Raw genomic sequence first — 17,837 nt, 5'->3', positions numbered from 1 at the left:
TAATTACTGTGAGGCGAGATATTACTTATAATCAAATGTAAGAATTCAGGAGTCAGAAGTCAGAAGTCAGAATTCAGAATAGAATTAGCATAACTTGTCAGTAGTTTACCGAACAGAATAAAGGCGTCAGTCACACAGAATTCATACTGAATTCTGGCTCATGACTCCAGAATTCTATTTGATAAAACAAAACCATGTGCTTTTTGCCAAACTATCAAGTCTTGAAATGTCCTTGCTGGCTGTCTCATTTATTCTGACTCCTGACTCCTGACGGATGTATTCTGAAAATCAAATTACATTTTCTCTCTTAAAAAAATGAGGGTGGATTACTCCACCCTCGTTATAATTGTGCTTGTGATTGGGATGCCGTCGCCAATATCCTTTGTCTTTGTAAATCACTTCTATCCAAGGATAATATTCTCCACTATTCAACTCAATCAATAAGTCATAGTGAACAATTGCTAATACTACTCCGACAAATCCTTTACGGGAAGCTGCTGAATAATATGCTTGCCACAATTCATCTATCGGATTCGCAAGTGCTAACTTGACCGTTTGTTCAAACACTTCTTCCGAAGGAACTAATGATGCCCATATCAATGATGCTGCTATTAATTGGGTATCGACTTTGGACTCTGCAATTATCATTTCTAATTGAGAGACAGAGTATCCCATACGATTCATTCTGTTCCATGCTTTTCCCCAATTCCATTTATCTATCTGCCCAATATGAACTTCTTCAATCTGTGATGTAATCATATTTTTCTCCACTTTTTTTGAATTTTTGCTATCCTTTTATTTTAACATTTTTTCGATTTTTTGCTACATTGATTTTTTTGAAACCTTTGACAGAAAAGAGTGTTAATTATATTCGTTAATAAAAGTATTAGTACTTATATTTAATAAATACTAATATTTATAAGTAATCGCAAATAAAGTTTTTAATAGAGAAATATTTACTCTTATAGTTAATAAATTTTTCTAAACATTCAAGTGATAGTAACTAAGATAAGAAGGATTGCAAACGAGAAAACCGTACTTTTTGTTCAACAACCAAAAGTTTTACAAATTCTACTTAAAAATGAGCATCAAATAGTAGTAGAAAACAACAAAGTATTTGTGGTTGAAGGCGAAGCTCGCTCGGAATTGCGAGAATATGCGGATACTAACTGGAAAGATTTTGTGCCAGCTTTATTCCAAGGTGTGCCCGCCCCCAGGCTACCGGAAGGCGGCCCCAAAGGAACAGAAACTAAGGGCAACGTGGTACATAAAACCCTTGGCGGACTTTACGGCACACCTACGGTAAAAAGCACTTAGCTTTTAAGTCCTTGGTGGACATTACGACCTTGGTGTTGACATCCTCCTCAGCCTCAAGGCATGAGGATTCCAATCTACTCAAACAGACTCAACTGAATGAATTCTTGGTGGGTTGACGCTTCATAGGATGCTGCTGCCTTTACGGCAGTCTGACGCTTTCCTCCACGTCCGTTTTGAGTCTCCAAATGCCCTCCGGCGACTTTGATATTAACTGCGGCGTTGACATCTCTATCGTGAATAGTTTCACAACTCAAACAAATCCACTCACGAACCCGTAGGTCGAGTTTACCACCCCTAAACCCGCAGCACGAACAAATTTGACTAGTTGGTTCCCACCTACTGATGACAATGAAGATACGCCCGTATTTTTGGGCTTTTGCTTCTAGAAATGTTCTAAACTGTCTCCATCCTAAATCACTAATCGCCCTGGATAGCTTTCTGTTTTTGAGCATTCCTAAGACATTTAAATCTTCTAGGATAATTGTTTGGTTCTCACGAATTAACCTAGTAGATAATTTATGTAAGAAATCTGTCCTAGTATCTTTTAACTTTGCCTGTAGTTTAGCCTTGAGCTTGCGTGCTTTTTCGTAGCGTTTTGAACCTCTATTTTTACGGGATAAGTTTTTACTCAGTCGCCTAACCTTGGGGATACGTTTCTTCAATGGCTTCGGTGCGTCTACCTTTTCCCCGGTGCTGAGTGTAGCAAAGGTTGATATTCCCAAATCTACACCGACAGCGTTTTCTAGCGGTGGCAATACAGAAGGTTCAATTTCTACAACAAAACTAGCAAAATAACGTCCGGCAGCATCTTTGATTACTGTTACAGATGAAGGTTCGCTCTTGAGTTCCCTTGACCAAACAATTTGTAGTTGCCCAATTTTGGCAAGATAAACAGATTTTGGGCATACTTTAAAACCACCTTTACGGAAACGAGCAGACTGGGCAGCTCGTCGTTTTTTAAACTTGGGAGGTTTAACGGGCTTACCTTGACGATTACCCTTACATGACTTAAAAAAGTTTTGATATGCCTGTTCTAAATCATTCAAAGATTGCTGCAAAGGAATGTTAGAAACTTCCGCCAGCCATGCCCTATGCTCAGTTTTCTTCGCTTGAGTGATGAATAACTTTTGCAAGTCCACACATGAGGGCTTTTTGTTACCAGATATATATTCAGCTTGGCAATGAGCAAGCGCATCGTTCCAAACTACACGAACGCACCCAAACAGTTTGCTTAATAGCAACTGTTGAGCGCTTGTCGGATAGATACGGTAACGATAACGTGCTTTCATAGTTGTCCCTGTTTACAAGTAAAATCAAGTAATTCGCCTGACCATTGCACAATGCTCAAGTCTTTTTTGATTGGGAACCTTGAAGACGCATTTTTTGTTCGGCATCTTCAAGGTGTTTAACCACATCTTCAAGTTCCGGCGTCTTCGCAGCCCAATTAGTAATAGCGTCAAGCAAATCTTCAAACGTATAGCCTTCGGCAATTAAAACCTTCATGAATTCGTTGAGAAATTGTGTTAACCCGTCACGGCGACAATCTTGTAATCCGTGGCGAATTCCGGCAAGTGATTCTAAATTCATCATTCCCCCCTCAGTTGTTCAACAAGTGCAGCCAAGCTTTTTTCTTGAGTGGCGATATTCGCTTTAAGATATTCGATTTCAGAGAGCAAATCTTCTTGTGACATCGGCTTGAGACTTTGCTCTGTGAAGCTTTCTGTGTCAATGTCGTCATTGTTAATAAGTACCCAATAAGTCCAGTTTTCACCAAATCTTTTTGCTGCTTGTGTCCCTGCCGGATAGTATTCAATCCCAACGATTAGCCCCTGCTTCATTTGTTGACCCAAATGGTGCTTCGGTTTTTTCCAATGGCTGGGAAAACGGATACATGATTGTTCAGCAATGATTTGTGGTGTATCTTCTGGCATAGCGTCACCTCGGAGAGTTATTACAGCCTTGCAGGCGCGAGAAGTAGGTTTTTAATCTTGTTGCTGCCACATGTTGGAATGTAGTGGTCAACAGTATTGCTAAGAGTGTCAGGTTCGCCTCAAAGACAAACAGTTAACACAGACACCCCACCTTTCTGTACGGTGGGGAAGGATGTGCATTAAAGTTCTTCCATGTCCTCCAACTGCTTGGAAAGAAACATCAGACTACTTTGATGAAATGCAATCAGAGCCTTTAGCTCGTCGATTTTGCTATTGATTTTTTCGCTCGTGGGTGGTTTAATCTTTGACTCTTTGAAGCTTTCTACGTCATATCCTTGTTCGTTAAGAAGTACGGTGTAGTGCCAGCCTTCACCAAGCTCGCAAGCCCTTCTTGTTGCTGGCGGTTGGTACTCAATCCCAATAATTTGTCCGCGTTCAACCAACTGTCCGAAACTGTATTTGGGTTTTCCCCAGTGAGCAGGAAAACGAACGCGTGACCTTCTTGCAATTGTCTGATGTGTATCTTCTGGCATGGTGTTACCTCGTTTTTGGTTGCAACTCTCACAAGCTAGGCGCAGGTTTTCAATCCTGTTGCTTCCTCCCCTTGAAAGCGGGATGTAATGGTCAACAGTCAATGTTTCAGGCGTTAAGCTGTGCCCACACCAGAAACAATTCATGCCGTATTTAGCAATCAGGAGTGGGCGTTTTTTGCGCCTATCTTTTGTACTCAAAGGCTTGTAGAGGCACTCTTTAGTTGGGCTATCCGTCTGGGCGATGTGCGTTCCGCCCCGCAACGCTTTCGCATTTAAAGAAGTGCTGCAAGTTATGCATTTGTTATAGGCGTTCTTTGCGCTCTCTAAGAGCTTCTGTACGTTGCAGGTAGTGAAGAGAGTTTTCAGTTTCATAAAGGTTTTTTGAAGCGATTACAAAGCATATTGAGCGCCCTCTTGAGCGCTCTGGTAATGGGTCGTGCTTTACGCCGCAAGTATGGCGTTTATCGCTTCAGTATCGGTTGCCCAATTACTGCGCTCTTTTGTGGAGCAAGGCTGAGAAATCCAACACTCTTCTAGGTTTTGGTAAAAGGTTCCAAGCAGTAGAATTCCTTTTTCTCCACCCCAAACGCGGTAGAGCTTGCCAAATACATCATCAGTTGAATCGATTTCGTAAACGCCTGCTTCTTCTGATTGCTCGGCAATGTAAAGAGATAGTTGAGTTTGTGCGATCGCTTGATTGTCTAGAATCGCTTGTGGCATGATGGAATTCTCCATTAATAACGTGGATTAGAGAAGCGCTTAAAGTTGTCCAGACCCAGAGCGCTTTCTCTATAAAATACTATAACAAGTTTGTTTGTTACAAGTCAATATTGTTATTACAAAGCAGATTGTTATATACTGTGGTGTACCATTCTGGTTATGCCTATGAAAAACAAGATTGATGGCCTTATAAAACAATTAGGCGTTAGTGCTTACCGTTTCGCCGAAGACACTGGTATTACCAAAAATACTGTCTACTCACTCAAAAACAATCCCTTGCAGTTTCCGTCAGGGGAGGTACTTGATCGCATCATTTCTACTTATAAAGTCGCTCTAGATGACATTGTTGAGTGGGTTCCAGAGGAGTCTAGAAATAATGATTAATCCTTCTGCCATCAATCCCCTCACCCTACCTTCAGTGCTGTTAAGTGAGCGATCGCGTTTGCCTGCAATTCCTTGCATTTATTTTGTTATTGACTCTTTTGATGTGGTGCAGTACATAGGGAAGTCAATAAATCCGAAGCAAAGATGGACGGGACATCAGCGCTACCCTTTGTTGACAAAAATGGATGGCGTAAAAATTTCTTATATGCCAGTAGATATTAACTTGCTTTCATCAGTGGAAAAGGCTTTAATAGCGTGGTTCAGTCCTCCACTTAATCTACTTAGACCGTCCGTACACAAATCTAATTCAACAAGGCTAAAAATCGTTTTTGAAGTGGAAGTTGAAGGTTTGGGGCAAGTCCTCAGACAAGCCAGAGAGAAAGCAAAATTAAGCGTTGCATCTGCTGGCGAACGTGCTGGTATGAGCGGGGCTAATTTCAGCCGCATCGAAAATGAAGAAACCAAAGGTGTCCCTATAGAGACGCTTATTAAAGCGGCTAAAGCGGTTGGATTAGATTTATCTTCCTACCTCGGTGAATGGGTTAAATCAATGCCAGGAATCACCATAAAAGAAAGTGACAACAATGTTTAATCCTCAATCCATCAACCCTCTGAACCTCCCTTTATTACCCTTAGAACAGCGATCGCTTTTACCTCAAACACCCTGTATTTACTTTGTAATTGATTGTCAAGATTCGGAAACGTTCGTTGTCGAATTTGATAGAAGTTCTTTGTGAAGAAGAGTTGGAGCGCGCCAGAAAGGAGGACAAACTGAAAGATGCTTAACCCTTCTACCATCAATCCCCTCGCTTTACCTTCATTACCTTTAGAGGAGCGATCGCAGCTTCCCATAATACAACACAGGGTATTTATATAAGCAAACAAATGGATGTTATGGACGCATTAAAACTAATAACAGCAGGAAAATCAGCTTTAGATGGAATTAAATTACTAAATCAATATGCCGAAGAAATAAAAGACACGCAAAAGCGCGGTGAATTCATGAGAATTATTGGTCAACTTAGTATAGAGTTGGCAGAAACTCAAATGAAGCTAGCAGAGCAAATTCAAGACAGTATTGAAAATAAACAAAAAATAAAAGTTTTAGAAGATGAAATAGAACAATTAAAAAACCCGAATGTCAAAGTAATTTGGAAAAATGGACTTTATTACAAAGAAAATGGAGATGGAGGATATTGTACAGGTTGTTATGACAACAATAAAAAGTTAATAAGAGTAACAGAACCACTTCCGGGATTCAAATTGTACCAATGTCCTGTGTGCCAAAGTACATATAAATAAACAATATCTACTCCATGAAGATTGAAAACGATGATTAACCCTTCTACCATCAATCCCCTCGCTTTGCTTTCAGTGCCATTGGAGATGCGATCGCAGTTACCCATAACACCCTATATTTACTTTGCAATTGATTCTGAAGGTGTGGTTCAGTATATTGGGCGATCAAAGGTTGGCAAGTGCAACTTACTCTTGATTGCCTACCCTTCAAAGAGAAATTGCGTTAAAGTCCGTAAAAGCTGATAATCAAGATGTATATGACATAGGAATCCATGCTTTTGAAGAGATCCTGCCAAAATTCATGAATAGTAATTCAGTTCAGAAAATTCTACTGTTAGCTGCCAATCCCATAGGCAGTAAATATCTGCGTCTAGGTGAAGAGATGCGGGAAATCCAGGAGGGTCTAAAAAGGTCAAAGAATCGAAATCAATATTTAATAGCCACAGCGGAAGCAGTAAGATACCGGGATATCCACAGAGCAATTTTAGAATACGAACCGCAGATTATTCATTTTTCAGGACATGGGGCTGGAGAAGAAGGCTTGATATTTGAAGATGAATCAGGGCAAGTAAAGTTCGTTGATGCAGAAGCATTAGCAGGATTGTTCCAACTATTCTCTGATCAAGTGGAGTGCGTGGTTCTAAATGCTTGCTACTCAAAATACCAAGCTGTGGAAATAGCCCAACATATTAACTATGTAGTGGGAATGAATCAGGAGATTGGTGATAAAGCAGCGATTGAATTTGCAGTAGGTTTCTATGATGCGTTAGGTGCAAATAAAGGTTATGAGTTTGCTTATAAATTAGGTTGTAGTTTAATTCGTGTAGCAGGGATAGCGGAAAATTTAACACCTCAACTTGTCATTTCCGGAAATAGCAAATTCTTAAATGAACCAAACAAAATATTTGAAAGTGTAGCACTAAAATTAGATACAACCATATATGTTGAAAGACCACCAATTGAAGATAAATGTTATAAAGCAATTGTGCAACCAGGGGCATTGATTCGCCTCAAAGCCCCACAGAGAATGGGTAAAACATTATTACTAGAAAAAACATTAGATTATGCCAGACAGAAGGGTTATCAAACTGCAAAATTAGATTTACAACTGGCTGATATTGATGTTCTGGCTAATTTAAAAACATTTCTACAGTGGTTATGTGTTGATGTTGCTGACAGTCTGGAACTAGAACCCAAACTAGATAAGTACTGGCAAGAAGTCTTTGGACTGAATAAAAACTGTACTCGTTATTTTCAAAGATATTTATTATCCGTTACTGATACTCCCTTAGTTTTAGCTATAGATAACTTTGAAAGACTATTTGATTATCCAGAAATTTTTCCTCAATTCTGCTTATTACTACGTGGGTGGTATGAAGCAGCTAAACAGGGAGACAAGATTGGTAATATTTGGAAGAAACTGCGGTTAGTAGTAGTTCACTCAACTGAATCTTATCCTTCCTTGGACAGTAATCACTCCCCGTTTAATGTTGGATTGGCAATTGAGTTACCAGAATTTAATCTGCAACAAGTAAAAAACCTCGCAAAACAGCAAGATTTAGAACTACTGAAAGAACAAGATTTGGCTCAGTTGATGGGGTTAGTTGGAGGGCATCCTTACTTGGTACAGTCAGTGATAACGCATCTCAAAAGCCAGCAAGTGACCTTACAAGAATTGTTAAGACTTGCGCCAACAGAGCAAGGAATCTTCAGTGACCATCTGCGACAACAACTGTGGCATTTACAACATAATCCTCAGTTGGAGTTAGGGTATAGAAAGATAGTGATGACAAATACACCCATGAGGTTAGATACTGAAGTTGCGTTTAAGTTGCATAGCTTAGGGTTAGTAAAACTTTCGTTTAATGATTGCGTTCCTGGTTGTGATTTGTATCGTCAGTATTTCTCAACTCGTTTGGAGTAGGTAAATCGTGGTTGACCAATACATATTTTCTGGAAGTCTACCTGAAAATGCTAGTACCTACGTTACACGGGAAGCTGATGCACAATTGTACGAAGGACTAAAGGAAGGAAAGTTTTGTTATGTACTAAATTCGCGCCAAAGTGGTAAATCCAGCTTGCGTGTGCGAACCATGCAGCGATTGAGAGATGATGGCTTACAGTGTGTAGCCGTTGACCTTTCTGCTGGAGGTATTCAGAATGTCCCTGCCGAACAATGGTATGCAGATTTAATCGATACACTCATTGATAGTTTTGGATTAAATTTAGATTTTGCTGATTGGTGGTCAGAGAATCAGTTAAATTCATTGGTTACAAGATTTCGCAAGTTTTTGGAAGAAGTATTACTTGTAGAAGTTCAAGAAAATATCGTTATATTTATTGATGAAATCGATAGCGTACTCAGTCTGAATTTTTCCACTGATGACTTTTTTGCATTGATTCGTGCTTGTTATAACAAACGAGTTGATAATCCTGAATACAATCGCCTAACTTTTTGTTTGTTAGGGGTTGCCTCGCCTAGCAATTTAATTGAAGATAAACAGCGTACTCCATTTAATATTGGTCAAGCTATATCCCTTAAAGGTTTCCAACTACATGAGGTTGAGCCTTTAGAAAAAGGACTACGAGACAAATTTGCTAACCCTAAAGCAGTGATAGAGGAAATACTAATTTGGACGGGAGGTCAACCTTTTTTAACACAAAAACTATGCCACTTGCTCCTTGAAGAGTATGAAAAAAATGATTTTGTTTCTGTTAGTAAAGTAGTAAAGTCTTATATTATTGATAATTGGGAATCTCAGGACGAACCTGAGCATTTGAAGACTATTAGAGATAGAATCTTTAAAGATAATCAGCGTGTTTTTAAACTGCTTGAACTGTACAAAAAGGTTTTAACTGGAGGAGAAGTTTTAGCTGATGAAGCTTATGAAAATATAGAATTACGGTTATCTGGACTAGTAATTAGAGAACATGAAAAACTAACTCTGTATAACAGAATTTATAAATATGTTTTTAGCCAAAATTGGATAAATAGAGCTTTAGCAGATTTACGACCTTATGCAGAAGCATTATCCGCATGGTCGGCTTCCAATTATAAAGATGAAGCCTGGCTTTTACGTGGGCAGATATTACAAGATGCGATTATATGGGCATCTGATAAATATTTAAGTGATCTGGATTATCGTTTTTTAAATGCTAGCCAAAAACTAGAGACAAGAGAATTACAATCTATCTTAGAAATACAAGTAAAGACTAGAGATATACAAGATCAAATAAATTTAATTTTGGCTGACATTAAACATAAAGCCCAAAAAAAAGTTTTACTGAAAAAGATTTGGCAAAATAGCAATCTAATTATTGCTACCAACGTTGCAGTCTGCGTCATGCTTTTGCACTCCATTGGATTATTACAATCTTTGGAGTTGGCAGCTTTGGATCAATTTTTTCGCCTACATCCAAATGAACCGCCAGAAGACCGGATTACGATCGTAGTGATTGATGAAGCTTATTTAAACGAAGTACGCTCATGGCCAATTCCAGATGCTAAAATTGCCCAGCTGTTGCAAAAATTAAATGTCCATAAACCCCGTGCGATTGGCTTAAATATTTACAGAAATTTACCAGTAGAGCCTGGTAATCAAGAACTACGTAATGTTTATCAGTCAACACCCAACTTGATTGGTATTGAACTACTAGGCAATGACAAAAACTTTAGTGTTTCGCCTCCACTAGGACTAAATCCGGATCGAGTGGGCTTCAATAACGTGCTGTATGATCTTGATGGTAAAGTACGTCGCAGTTTGTTGTATTGGCACGTTAAAAATGAAGTGCACGAAAGTTTTGCCCTAAAGTTGGCTTTATTGTATTTAAAGTCAAAGGGAATTACTCCCACTAAAGCAAAAAGCAACCCTGAGTATTTGCAATTGGGTAAGGCAGTATTTACTCGTTTTGAGGCTAATGATGGTGCTTATGTAGGAGCTGATGATAGAGGCTACCAAATTTTGAGCAATTTTCCCAAACGTAAATGTCAAAGTTCGTCTGGAGAATTTTGTAGTTTTCGCCAGGTATCGATAAGAGATGTACTGGCAGATAAAGTCAAAGCAAACTTAATCAAAGATCGGATTATACTTATTGGTTCCACTGCACCCAGTCTGCAAGATTTTGTATTTATTCCCTACTCTAGCAGTGTTATGGGTACGGCAGAGGCTGTACCTCATATTCAATTGCAGGCTTATCTTATTAATGAGTTAATTTCTGCTGCGGTTGATGGACGGCCATTACTCAAAGTCTGGCCTGACTTGGTGGAATACTTGTGGATTTTTGCTTTTTCTTTAATGGGTTGTATTGGCAGTTTGTTATTGCGTTCTCTATTAAAGTTTTTTCTGATTATCCTTTTTTTCGCAGCTAGCCTTACAAGTGTTTGTTACTTAAGTTTTTTGTATGGCTGGTGGCTACCATTTTTTCCACCATTATTTTCTTTAATAGTATCTATATTTGCTAACCTAATAGAACATATTTATCAATTATTGAAAGTAGAAAAACTTGAGCTAAGTGAAACCCTAAAGTTAATTCTTGAAGCATATCAGGATGATCCAACAGCGTACAATATAGCCATTGAATATCTTAAAACTTCATTAAAATCTTCTTCTGTAGAGTAATAAATTATTAAGTTCACTATTACAATACCTTTGCCAATTTATGAGGGTTCAACAACTGTAGAAACCAGGGCAAACGCATCTAAATGTTGACGAAGTGGTGAGAAGAGGTAGTGGCAGAGTAGTACAGGCAAACTAGATAAAGGCATTAGGGGCGAAGTTGAAAGTAGCGCTGCCACTAACTCTTAGTCCTTTTACTTTTGCTCCTGACCTCCAGAAAAATTTTCCTGGAGGTCAGGAGCAGATTCTCCCAGCATTTATAATCTTTGATCATTGACTTAATACTTTGCACTGGGAAAGTATTTCTGAAATCACCACAACTTATCGACTCTGGCATGGCAATCATAATTGTTAATACTTGAGCCAATAAACAAGCAGCTATACCTCTATCTCGACCAGCAAAATAAATAATTTCAAAGCCTTCAGAGCCAACTTTTCCAGCGACTATTCTGATTTGACCATTTAATGTTAATTGTCCTCTAAAAATCAGTTTCCAAGAGCGATCGCAACAGGTAACTTTCAGCAATCGTCACCATACAAAACCTTCTGCCTGCCTTCGCGATCAAAGCGGACACATCACCCTTGTGTTTTAGCTTGCCACTCGCAATAAGACGTAAAACAGCGTAATGCTGGAGTAGTTTATGTTTTTGGTAAACCTGTCCGAGTTTGGAAAATCGTAGCCAGCATTTAATCGGGTAATACCCATCGGTCGGATAGACCAGGCGTGAAACTGGTACGGGGAGTTCAAAAGACGGTGAACCGTATCTGCCGCTGTCAAGCTCAATGTACGCGGAACTTCTGAAACCAAGGCTTTAAGAAGCCTGCGCTGTCGCGTAAGGGCAACGTCGGGAGTATGTCAATTGCGAGAATATGCGGATGCTAACTGGAAAGATTTTGTGCCACCTTTATTTCAAAGTGTTCCCGCCCCCAGGCTACCGGATGGCGAACCAAAAGGAAATGAAGCCAAGCGGAATGTCGTTGAGAAAACCCTTGGCGCTCTTTACGGTACACCCACTCCAAAAAGCTAGAGCTTTTGAACATTTCAATTGAGTCCTTGGTGGACGAATTCGACCTTGGTGGTCAGCGATCCGAGTGTTTCGCAAGGTCAATATTGTGGCTAGATTAGAATTTTCCGGGACGCGCAATACCGCGCCCCGATGGATGGGCGATTTTGGAGATCGCCAAAGCTTGCTGCCTGGAGGCGTGCGAGTCAACAAGTTTAAGTTTGCTGAGTCCAACGGTATTCGCCAGATTTCCAGTGGCGTACTTCTGGGAAGACGAGCCAATGCTACTCACTGGGAACCAGTTAACAACAATTTAAATACAACCCTCTCCACTACCCTAACTGCGGCAGTAGCAAGTGGTGGTACGATTTTGCCCGTCGCCAGCACATCAGGCTATCGGGCGGGGGACGTTCTCACTATTGCTACGGTGGACTATACCATCGCCGCAGGGGGCGTTAATGACCTCAATCGCACTCTAACCCTTACGGCTGGGTTAAGTGCATCGGCAGCGAGTGGTGTCGCCGTGGCTTTGAAAACCGCAGTTGCTCATGATGACTTTTACCTACTGGCTTACGACATCGACGACGCGAATCGCAACGCCGATGCCACGCTTTACAGACACCAAGCTTTAGTTTATTTCAACTACCTCCCTGACTACCCATTTACAAGCCTTGCCAACGTTTTGGCAAAAATCAAAGAACTTTATCAAACGGTGATGGGAGGTTAGAATGCCAGAAAGTGTAGGCGCTCTGTTGGAGCGATTAAAAGCTGAGAATGTCTTAATAGATACGGTCAACTACCCCAGATTGCAGTTCGGTCCCAGAACTCGCAGATATTACTTTAGTGAACTTCTTCCTGAGCGCAATGTAACTCGCAACGAGTACCGCGAAGAAGAAATCAGCTACAAGACCATCATGCCTAACTCCGGCACCAGATATTCGCCGGTAGTAATCAAAGGTGGCGCACGGGTCGGTTCTTTCCTAGTAGAACTGGGAGAGTCCGATATCGGTTCAGAATTCACTGGACAAGCTTTCGACAACCTAATTGAGAAGTTAGGACAGAATACTGTCGAGAGTATGCAGCAAGCAGAAGAACAAATTGTCAACTTCACCGATCGCACCATCGGCAGAGCGCTGGCTGAGTACCGAGAAAAGCAACGGGCTGATGCGATCGTCAAAGCTCAAATAGTTCGTAAAGGTGCCAACAATTATCAAGAGATTGTTGACATCCCCAACCCAGCGGGACATCGAGTGACGATTCCTAGCGGCTCAGTCGGTAGCCCAACGGGTTGGTACAACGACTCTTACGACCCAATCGAAGACATCATTGGGAAAATCAATTGGCTCAAAACCGAGAAAGGGCTAATTGCTACTCGGTGCGTTACCTCCACAAAATTGAAGATGCGGATGGCAATGCTTCCCAAAGTGCAAGCCTACGGCGGCGGAATCACAATCATCCAAGGAAGTTTAACCGGTACTGGCCCCAACGGGACATCTAGCGTTGTCGATTTGGCATTCGCCAAGAACGAAATTCCTCGCTGTGATACCTACGACCTCCGCTTTTTCAATGGCGATGGGTCAAGCGAACGGTTCATGGATGAAAACGCTTTTGTGATTTTGTGTGAAACCGGACGCGACCAGACAATCGATTTGGGTGATGAAGAACCAATTCCCCTCTACAACACCTTGGGCTATACCGCGATCGGCAGACCTGTCGGCGAAGCCAAACCTGGAGTGACAAACCGCGCTACCTATAAAGACGACAAGCCCCCACGCATCGAAATGCAGGGGTGGCAGACAATTCTGCCAGTCATCCAAGATCCAGAGGCGATCGCAGTTTTAAACGTCCCCGATCCAAGCTAATGGCACTGATTGATTTCTATGTTCCCTATGCAGTTGGCTGGGTTGGTAAAACTTATCAGCCAGGGTTGCAAGCAATTCCCGAAGAATTAGCTGTAGCTCTGGGGTGGTCGCCCCCACCGACTGAGGATGATGCGGAAGCTCAAAAAGCTTCAGAAGCCCAACGCTCGGCGAAGCAAAAACGCACCCCAGCCAAGTAAGTCGCTCCTCGCTATTACCCAGCTTAAAGTCGGGGGCTGCCCATCTTTTCGCAATGGGTAGTACCTTTTTATACTTGGAGAAAAATTATGGAGAAACTGTATCATCCCGTTTATATTAATTTTTCTCTCTGGGCAAGCGACCCCGACAACGAAGGGCAACTCCAGGTATTTCACTGCGTCTGTTCAGTAATTAACCCATCGATTGGATTAATTTGCGACGCATTTGGATACGAAGGTTACTTGCATATAGTCGCCAGTCTTGTCTTATTTTTTGCTGATTTGTTCGACGAGGATCGTGACGAGGCACTTGATTTAATCAGGATATTTCCCCTTTTGCATGATGCCGGAGCCGCAGCAATTACACCAGTCAATTCAAGCTCAGAGCAATTCCTAGAGTGTTTGTACGAAGTTAATAACTTTCGGGAAATCACTGAGGAGTTTGTTGCCAACTGCTTTCCCCAAAACCCATGACTGATTTTTCTGACTACCAAACCAACTTCGATTTAGTCAAAACTTTGACGGGTTTTGATGATGCGACAGCTGCCAACGTAGACATTTATCTTCAGGAATCGGCGGCGGTGGATGCGAACCAAGTTACTCAGTTTCGTCCTTACTGGGTGGTTGCCAAAATTCTAGAGCAAGCTCCGCAGCACCAACAGTTATCTAATGCTGATGGGGTAGGGTTTACGGGGATGGTACGCCCGATTGAATCGTATCTTGATATTCAGCGCGGACTGGATCGCAAGTATGGATGGACTGTTCCGCCTGGATTTGTCGCCTTGATGGTTGGCGTTGATTTGCCACTGCTAAATGCTTCTACTACTTCAATTCCAAATATCCCGATTTACTGACATGCCGCAATCGCCCTTTGCTAGTTTCGCCAATGCCGCTCTGACTTGGATACTTCCAGGAACAGCCGCAGGCGTTGACCCAATAACCGGCAATCGGATGTTTGCGGCAGGCGAGTCCCTAGTCGTCGCAGCAATGCTTAAAGCTGTAAGCGCCTATAAAAAAGAGCGCTTACCTGGAGTCAGCTTACAAGCGGTTTACTTGGAGGGACGTGTGGTTTCTGTTTCCTTAAATGGTCAACCAGGAACTCTGCTCATACCAAATACCATCCAGCACGAAGCTAGAGCATCTGCAACCTGGGACGGATTAAACGGGGAGTTTGTGATTTTGAGAAGAGGGCGTTCCCCTTTCAAAACCGAGGAAATTATTGGCGATCGCCTGATGGGATGGTTTGAAATCAAATGACGAACGCAAACCTTAACTTTTCAGAAGCAGAGCGGGTATTGGACGAGGCTTTCAAAGAAACTATGTTTCTCTTGGGTCGCGAATTTACTAAATCCATTACAGCCAATGTTTGGCAATGGCCCACTGCACCCTCTCCTCGAAACATCATTGATACTGGAAGGTTGCGCTCCTCGCAACAAATGAGTTTCCAAGGGCTAGGTCAAGTCACTTTTGCGTGGCCTGTTGACTACTCATTTTATGTTCACCAGGGGTACACCATGCCCGATGGGACAGTCATCCCCGGAAGACCGTGGACAACCCGCACCTTGGCAACATTTAACGTTGCTGGCACTGTCAGCACTCTCGCTCGGAGGAAACTCGGCAATGGCTAACGCGGCGAATATACTACCAGAACTTCAATCAGCACTTGCAACAACGCGCTCCAAAATTGTGGACGCATTAGCTGGGGAAATCGGGATTTACACTTTTCCCGATGGCACTACCGACCCCGCGATCGCTCTTTTAGGACTGGGGTCAAACGTTGAGGTTTACCCGCCTCAAGGGACAACTGTCACCGGGGGGTTGGAGGTGGTTTTAGTAACGCTTAACTCCGTCCGTATCGAACAGCGATTGGATGGCATTGTTCAAAACGTTGTTACTCAGATCGTCTTAAGACAATACGATGTGTCCAAAAGCACCATCAATCCATTATTCAAACTTTTAAGCGCTCTTGATGTCGCCGGCGATCCGATTCGCACTATCAGCGATCCGTTCATTGGCAATATCGAAACTTGCGAAATCCAAATCCTTCACTCTTTTTATACAGGTGATTTATGACCCAGGCTATTCAAAAGTCTAAAGGTACAAAATTATACTTGGCGCTTTTGCCAACAGGTGTACGCGCCAAACCCGTCGATCAAACTTTAGTTGCAGCTGGGGTGTCGTCTGCTGCGATCGCGAAAGCCGCAACTAGCATCCCAATAGAAGAAGCGCTTACCGGACTTATCCCCAAAGGCCAATGGCTGCTGTTCAAGGATGAAAGTGGCGTGGAACGGTTGGCACAGCTTTCGGCAGACGCTGTTGTTGGGGCAACGACTCTTAGCGTTTTCGCTTTGCCAGAAGCGATCGCTGATGGCTCGACTGCGGAATTCCCTGTAAGAATTCAAGCTCGGTCTGGTGCTTCGGTCGCCAGAAGCGCAAACTTACAATCAAGCATCACTTTTGATTCTGGTTCAGAGCGGGACGGGACTACCACCAGTAGAGAGCGCGGTTTATCCGCCGCTGGGAACTACCTTTACTACGATGCAGGACTAAGAACGGCTGAATACGCCTACGAAAACGACCAAGAAGTTTGGGTAAAACGCATCCTTCCCCCGCCATCAGATGCCTACAGCGCAGGCAAGCTAACGGAAGGGCCCGCAGCTATCACTTCCATCCCCGATGAAGTTCCCGCCGATGGCTTCGTCAGCCAAAACCTAGAAGTTGCATTCCTCGGCTATTGCAACGAAATCCAACCCAAGCCTAAAACCTAGAATCATGTCCTTCCACCGTAGCTTACAAACTAGAGGCATATTTGCTTGTCACTGTCAGGTTACAAAGCAGCAAATTACGGTGGGGGTTCTGCTAGCCGATCCTGATGAGGAATTGAGCGATTTTCCGATTCTAATAGACCAGGAAAATAGTCAAGTCAAGTATCAAGTTTCCCTAGCCGACGTTGTTTTTGAAACTGTTAATTACAATTTTGTACTGAGGATTATATGAGCAAGCAACTACCTTGGATAACCGAACCCCAGAAAGCCCAAGAGTATGTAGAGATTGGACATCCTGATTATGGGGTATTGAAAATTCCTCGCTTGGGGTCTTTGACACCGAATGAAGAATTGGCGATCGCCGATTATTATGTGACTTTAAAGCAGCAATCACTATCAGAAGCCAAAATCGATGTCGTCACAATTTTATTTAAGTACAGAGTCGATCCTGGTTGGACTCGCAAGGATACTTTAGAGAAGATTGCAAGCTTCTCATTAATTGAAGATTTGTATGATTTTGTCATCAGCGAACGGACTCGCTGGGTTGGTGAGAGCTACTTAGCCAGACTTCAGGGAAATGATGCGTATATTGCTGCTGCTGATTATGCAACAACTTGTGGCGGCGTAGTCGCAAGTCGCCCAGATATTGCAGGTAGTTACTTTGTGTTTGCAGATAAATCAAGTGTGCCTCTAGGTTTTGTCGTTGCCGATGATTTTTCTGGATCTGCGGTACAGAGCATCGACGAAGAACCAAAAAAGTAGAAGAGGTTGATTGGAGCGCTATCTACTGGCAACTGCGTCTAAGTTACCCGAGTGAAGAAAGGTTCAACGCTACAAACTTTGGCAACCAACCGATTTGGCTGATTGAACAGGCTGTAGCACAAATGCGCCAGAAAGAAATGGTTGACGCTTACCAATCAGCTGCTCCAATTGCCAGTGTGGGCATGGCGCTTTGTTTCCTCAAAGGAGTTAAAGCCCCTGATTCCAACTGGTTCAACCCCTATCAGCAAAGGCTGTTACAGCAAAATGCCCGTCTTACGGTGTCTCGATCGACAGCTAAAACCTTTTTGGATTTGGCGCATGAGGGACTATTGCCTACCTGGATAGGGCCTTTGGTCGATCTGGAATTAATTAGGGCGGCGGCTGAGTAGGGGAGCAAGGGGGGCAAGGGGCAGGGGGCAGGGGAAGTAAATTCTCCATTCCCTGTTCCCT

27 protein-coding genes are annotated in these 17,837 nt (G+C 42.4%); 21 read left to right on the top strand and 6 right to left on the bottom strand.

Annotation, left to right across the window (positions count from 1 at the left end; translation table 11 throughout):
• Nucleotides 1-288 precede the first annotated feature (288 nt).
• Nucleotides 289-759 (bottom strand): hypothetical protein, encoded by a 471-nt coding sequence (locus RMZ95_RS03045; RefSeq protein ID WP_322685687.1) that lies wholly within the window; start codon nt 757-759, stop codon nt 289-291.
• 234 nt (nt 760-993) lie between these two features.
• Between RMZ95_RS03045 and RMZ95_RS03040 the strand changes: the two genes are divergently transcribed.
• Complete coding sequence (locus RMZ95_RS03040; RefSeq protein ID WP_409882138.1) at nt 994-1,317, top strand: hypothetical protein; 324 nt, start codon at nt 994-996, stop codon at nt 1,315-1,317.
• 74 nt (nt 1,318-1,391) lie between these two features.
• Here RMZ95_RS03040 and RMZ95_RS03035 read toward each other — a convergent pair whose 3' ends face one another.
• The 5 genes from RMZ95_RS03035 to RMZ95_RS03015 form a co-directional block, all read right to left on the bottom strand.
• A complete protein-coding gene (locus RMZ95_RS03035; RefSeq protein ID WP_322685689.1) occupies nt 1,392-2,606 on the bottom strand; it encodes an RNA-guided endonuclease TnpB family protein in 1,215 nt (404 codons plus the stop codon).
• A gap of 55 nt (nt 2,607-2,661) precedes the next feature.
• Nucleotides 2,662-2,907 carry a hypothetical protein gene (locus RMZ95_RS03030; protein WP_322685690.1) on the bottom strand — a complete coding sequence of 82 codons (246 nt, stop codon included), beginning with the start codon at nt 2,905-2,907 and terminating at the stop codon, nt 2,662-2,664.
• A complete protein-coding gene (locus RMZ95_RS03025; protein WP_322685691.1) occupies nt 2,904-3,248 on the bottom strand; it encodes a hypothetical protein in 345 nt (114 codons plus the stop codon). The genes RMZ95_RS03030 and RMZ95_RS03025 overlap by 4 nt, the downstream gene beginning before the upstream one ends.
• Nucleotides 3,249-3,427: 179 nt before the next feature.
• Nucleotides 3,428-4,153 carry an HNH endonuclease gene (locus tag RMZ95_RS03020; protein ID WP_322685692.1) on the bottom strand — a complete coding sequence of 242 codons (726 nt, stop codon included), beginning with the start codon at nt 4,151-4,153 and terminating at the stop codon, nt 3,428-3,430.
• 69 nt (nt 4,154-4,222) lie between these two features.
• Nucleotides 4,223-4,501 carry a hypothetical protein gene (locus RMZ95_RS03015; RefSeq protein WP_322685693.1) on the bottom strand — a complete coding sequence of 93 codons (279 nt, stop codon included), beginning with the start codon at nt 4,499-4,501 and terminating at the stop codon, nt 4,223-4,225.
• 159 nt (nt 4,502-4,660) lie between these two features.
• On the opposite strand from RMZ95_RS03015, the gene RMZ95_RS03010 reads away from it, so the two are divergent.
• The 20 genes from RMZ95_RS03010 to RMZ95_RS02915 all read left to right on the top strand — a co-directional run bounded on the left by RMZ95_RS03010 (nt 4,661) and on the right by RMZ95_RS02915 (nt 17,776).
• The gene (locus tag RMZ95_RS03010; RefSeq protein ID WP_322685694.1) at nt 4,661-4,885 is read left to right on the top strand and encodes a helix-turn-helix transcriptional regulator; all 225 of its coding nucleotides are present in this window, start codon (nt 4,661-4,663) and stop codon (nt 4,883-4,885) included.
• On the top strand, nt 4,878-5,477 hold the full coding sequence (locus RMZ95_RS03005; RefSeq protein WP_322685695.1) for a helix-turn-helix domain-containing protein: 600 nt from the start codon (nt 4,878-4,880) through the stop codon (nt 5,475-5,477). Before RMZ95_RS03010 ends, RMZ95_RS03005 begins: the two co-directional genes overlap by 8 nt.
• Nucleotides 5,470-5,622 (top strand): hypothetical protein, encoded by a 153-nt coding sequence (locus RMZ95_RS03000; RefSeq protein ID WP_322685696.1) that lies wholly within the window; start codon nt 5,470-5,472, stop codon nt 5,620-5,622. Before RMZ95_RS03005 ends, RMZ95_RS03000 begins: the two co-directional genes overlap by 8 nt.
• A 157-nt stretch (nt 5,623-5,779) precedes the next feature.
• Nucleotides 5,780-6,187 carry a hypothetical protein gene (locus RMZ95_RS02995; protein WP_322685697.1) on the top strand — a complete coding sequence of 136 codons (408 nt, stop codon included), beginning with the start codon at nt 5,780-5,782 and terminating at the stop codon, nt 6,185-6,187.
• 30 nt (nt 6,188-6,217) lie between these two features.
• Nucleotides 6,218-6,427 carry a hypothetical protein gene (locus tag RMZ95_RS02990; protein ID WP_322685698.1) on the top strand — a complete coding sequence of 70 codons (210 nt, stop codon included), beginning with the start codon at nt 6,218-6,220 and terminating at the stop codon, nt 6,425-6,427.
• Between the two features lie 58 nt (nt 6,428-6,485).
• On the top strand, nt 6,486-8,108 hold the full coding sequence (locus tag RMZ95_RS02985) for an AAA-like domain-containing protein (RefSeq protein ID WP_322685699.1): 1,623 nt from the start codon (nt 6,486-6,488) through the stop codon (nt 8,106-8,108).
• A gap of 7 nt (nt 8,109-8,115) precedes the next feature.
• Entirely contained in the window at nt 8,116-10,803 is a 2,688-nt protein-coding gene (locus RMZ95_RS02980) for a CHASE2 domain-containing protein (protein ID WP_322685700.1), read from the top strand.
• A gap of 857 nt (nt 10,804-11,660) precedes the next feature.
• Nucleotides 11,661-11,828: a hypothetical protein gene (locus RMZ95_RS02975; protein ID WP_322685701.1), complete on the top strand. Its 168-nt coding sequence runs from the start codon at nt 11,661-11,663 to the stop codon at nt 11,826-11,828.
• An 85-nt stretch (nt 11,829-11,913) separates the two neighbouring features.
• Nucleotides 11,914-12,531, top strand: a complete 618-nt coding sequence (locus RMZ95_RS02970; protein WP_322685702.1) for a hypothetical protein — start codon at nt 11,914-11,916, stop codon at nt 12,529-12,531.
• 1 nt (nt 12,532) lies between these two features.
• Complete coding sequence (locus RMZ95_RS02965) at nt 12,533-13,666, top strand: hypothetical protein (RefSeq protein ID WP_322685703.1); 1,134 nt, start codon at nt 12,533-12,535, stop codon at nt 13,664-13,666.
• On the top strand, nt 13,666-13,863 hold the full coding sequence (locus tag RMZ95_RS02960; RefSeq protein WP_322685704.1) for a hypothetical protein: 198 nt from the start codon (nt 13,666-13,668) through the stop codon (nt 13,861-13,863). Before RMZ95_RS02965 ends, RMZ95_RS02960 begins: the two co-directional genes overlap by 1 nt.
• Nucleotides 13,864-13,950: 87 nt before the next feature.
• A complete protein-coding gene (locus RMZ95_RS02955) occupies nt 13,951-14,334 on the top strand; it encodes a hypothetical protein (protein ID WP_322685705.1) in 384 nt (127 codons plus the stop codon).
• Nucleotides 14,331-14,714 carry a hypothetical protein gene (locus tag RMZ95_RS02950; RefSeq protein WP_322685706.1) on the top strand — a complete coding sequence of 128 codons (384 nt, stop codon included), beginning with the start codon at nt 14,331-14,333 and terminating at the stop codon, nt 14,712-14,714. Before RMZ95_RS02955 ends, RMZ95_RS02950 begins: the two co-directional genes overlap by 4 nt.
• A gap of 1 nt (nt 14,715) precedes the next feature.
• A complete protein-coding gene (locus tag RMZ95_RS02945) occupies nt 14,716-15,117 on the top strand; it encodes a hypothetical protein (protein ID WP_322685707.1) in 402 nt (133 codons plus the stop codon).
• The gene (locus RMZ95_RS02940; RefSeq protein WP_322685708.1) at nt 15,114-15,488 is read left to right on the top strand and encodes a hypothetical protein; all 375 of its coding nucleotides are present in this window, start codon (nt 15,114-15,116) and stop codon (nt 15,486-15,488) included. Before RMZ95_RS02945 ends, RMZ95_RS02940 begins: the two co-directional genes overlap by 4 nt.
• The gene (locus RMZ95_RS02935) at nt 15,481-15,933 is read left to right on the top strand and encodes a hypothetical protein (RefSeq protein ID WP_322685709.1); all 453 of its coding nucleotides are present in this window, start codon (nt 15,481-15,483) and stop codon (nt 15,931-15,933) included. Before RMZ95_RS02940 ends, RMZ95_RS02935 begins: the two co-directional genes overlap by 8 nt.
• Nucleotides 15,930-16,628, top strand: a complete 699-nt coding sequence (locus tag RMZ95_RS02930; protein WP_322685710.1) for a phage tail tube protein — start codon at nt 15,930-15,932, stop codon at nt 16,626-16,628. The genes RMZ95_RS02935 and RMZ95_RS02930 overlap by 4 nt, the downstream gene beginning before the upstream one ends.
• Before the next feature lie 4 nt (nt 16,629-16,632).
• Nucleotides 16,633-16,857 carry a hypothetical protein gene (locus RMZ95_RS02925; RefSeq protein ID WP_322685711.1) on the top strand — a complete coding sequence of 75 codons (225 nt, stop codon included), beginning with the start codon at nt 16,633-16,635 and terminating at the stop codon, nt 16,855-16,857.
• Nucleotides 16,854-17,387, top strand: a complete 534-nt coding sequence (locus tag RMZ95_RS02920; protein WP_322685712.1) for a hypothetical protein — start codon at nt 16,854-16,856, stop codon at nt 17,385-17,387. Before RMZ95_RS02925 ends, RMZ95_RS02920 begins: the two co-directional genes overlap by 4 nt.
• 122 nt (nt 17,388-17,509) lie before the next feature.
• Nucleotides 17,510-17,776 (top strand): hypothetical protein, encoded by a 267-nt coding sequence (locus RMZ95_RS02915; RefSeq protein WP_322685713.1) that lies wholly within the window; start codon nt 17,510-17,512, stop codon nt 17,774-17,776.
• Nucleotides 17,777-17,837 lie beyond the last annotated feature (61 nt).

The sequence above is a fragment of the Nostoc sp. DedQUE07 genome, assembly GCF_034530975.2.
Classification (GTDB): domain Bacteria; phylum Cyanobacteriota; class Cyanobacteriia; order Cyanobacteriales; family Nostocaceae; genus Nostoc.
This window is presented reverse-complemented; position numbering and strand designations above follow the sequence as displayed.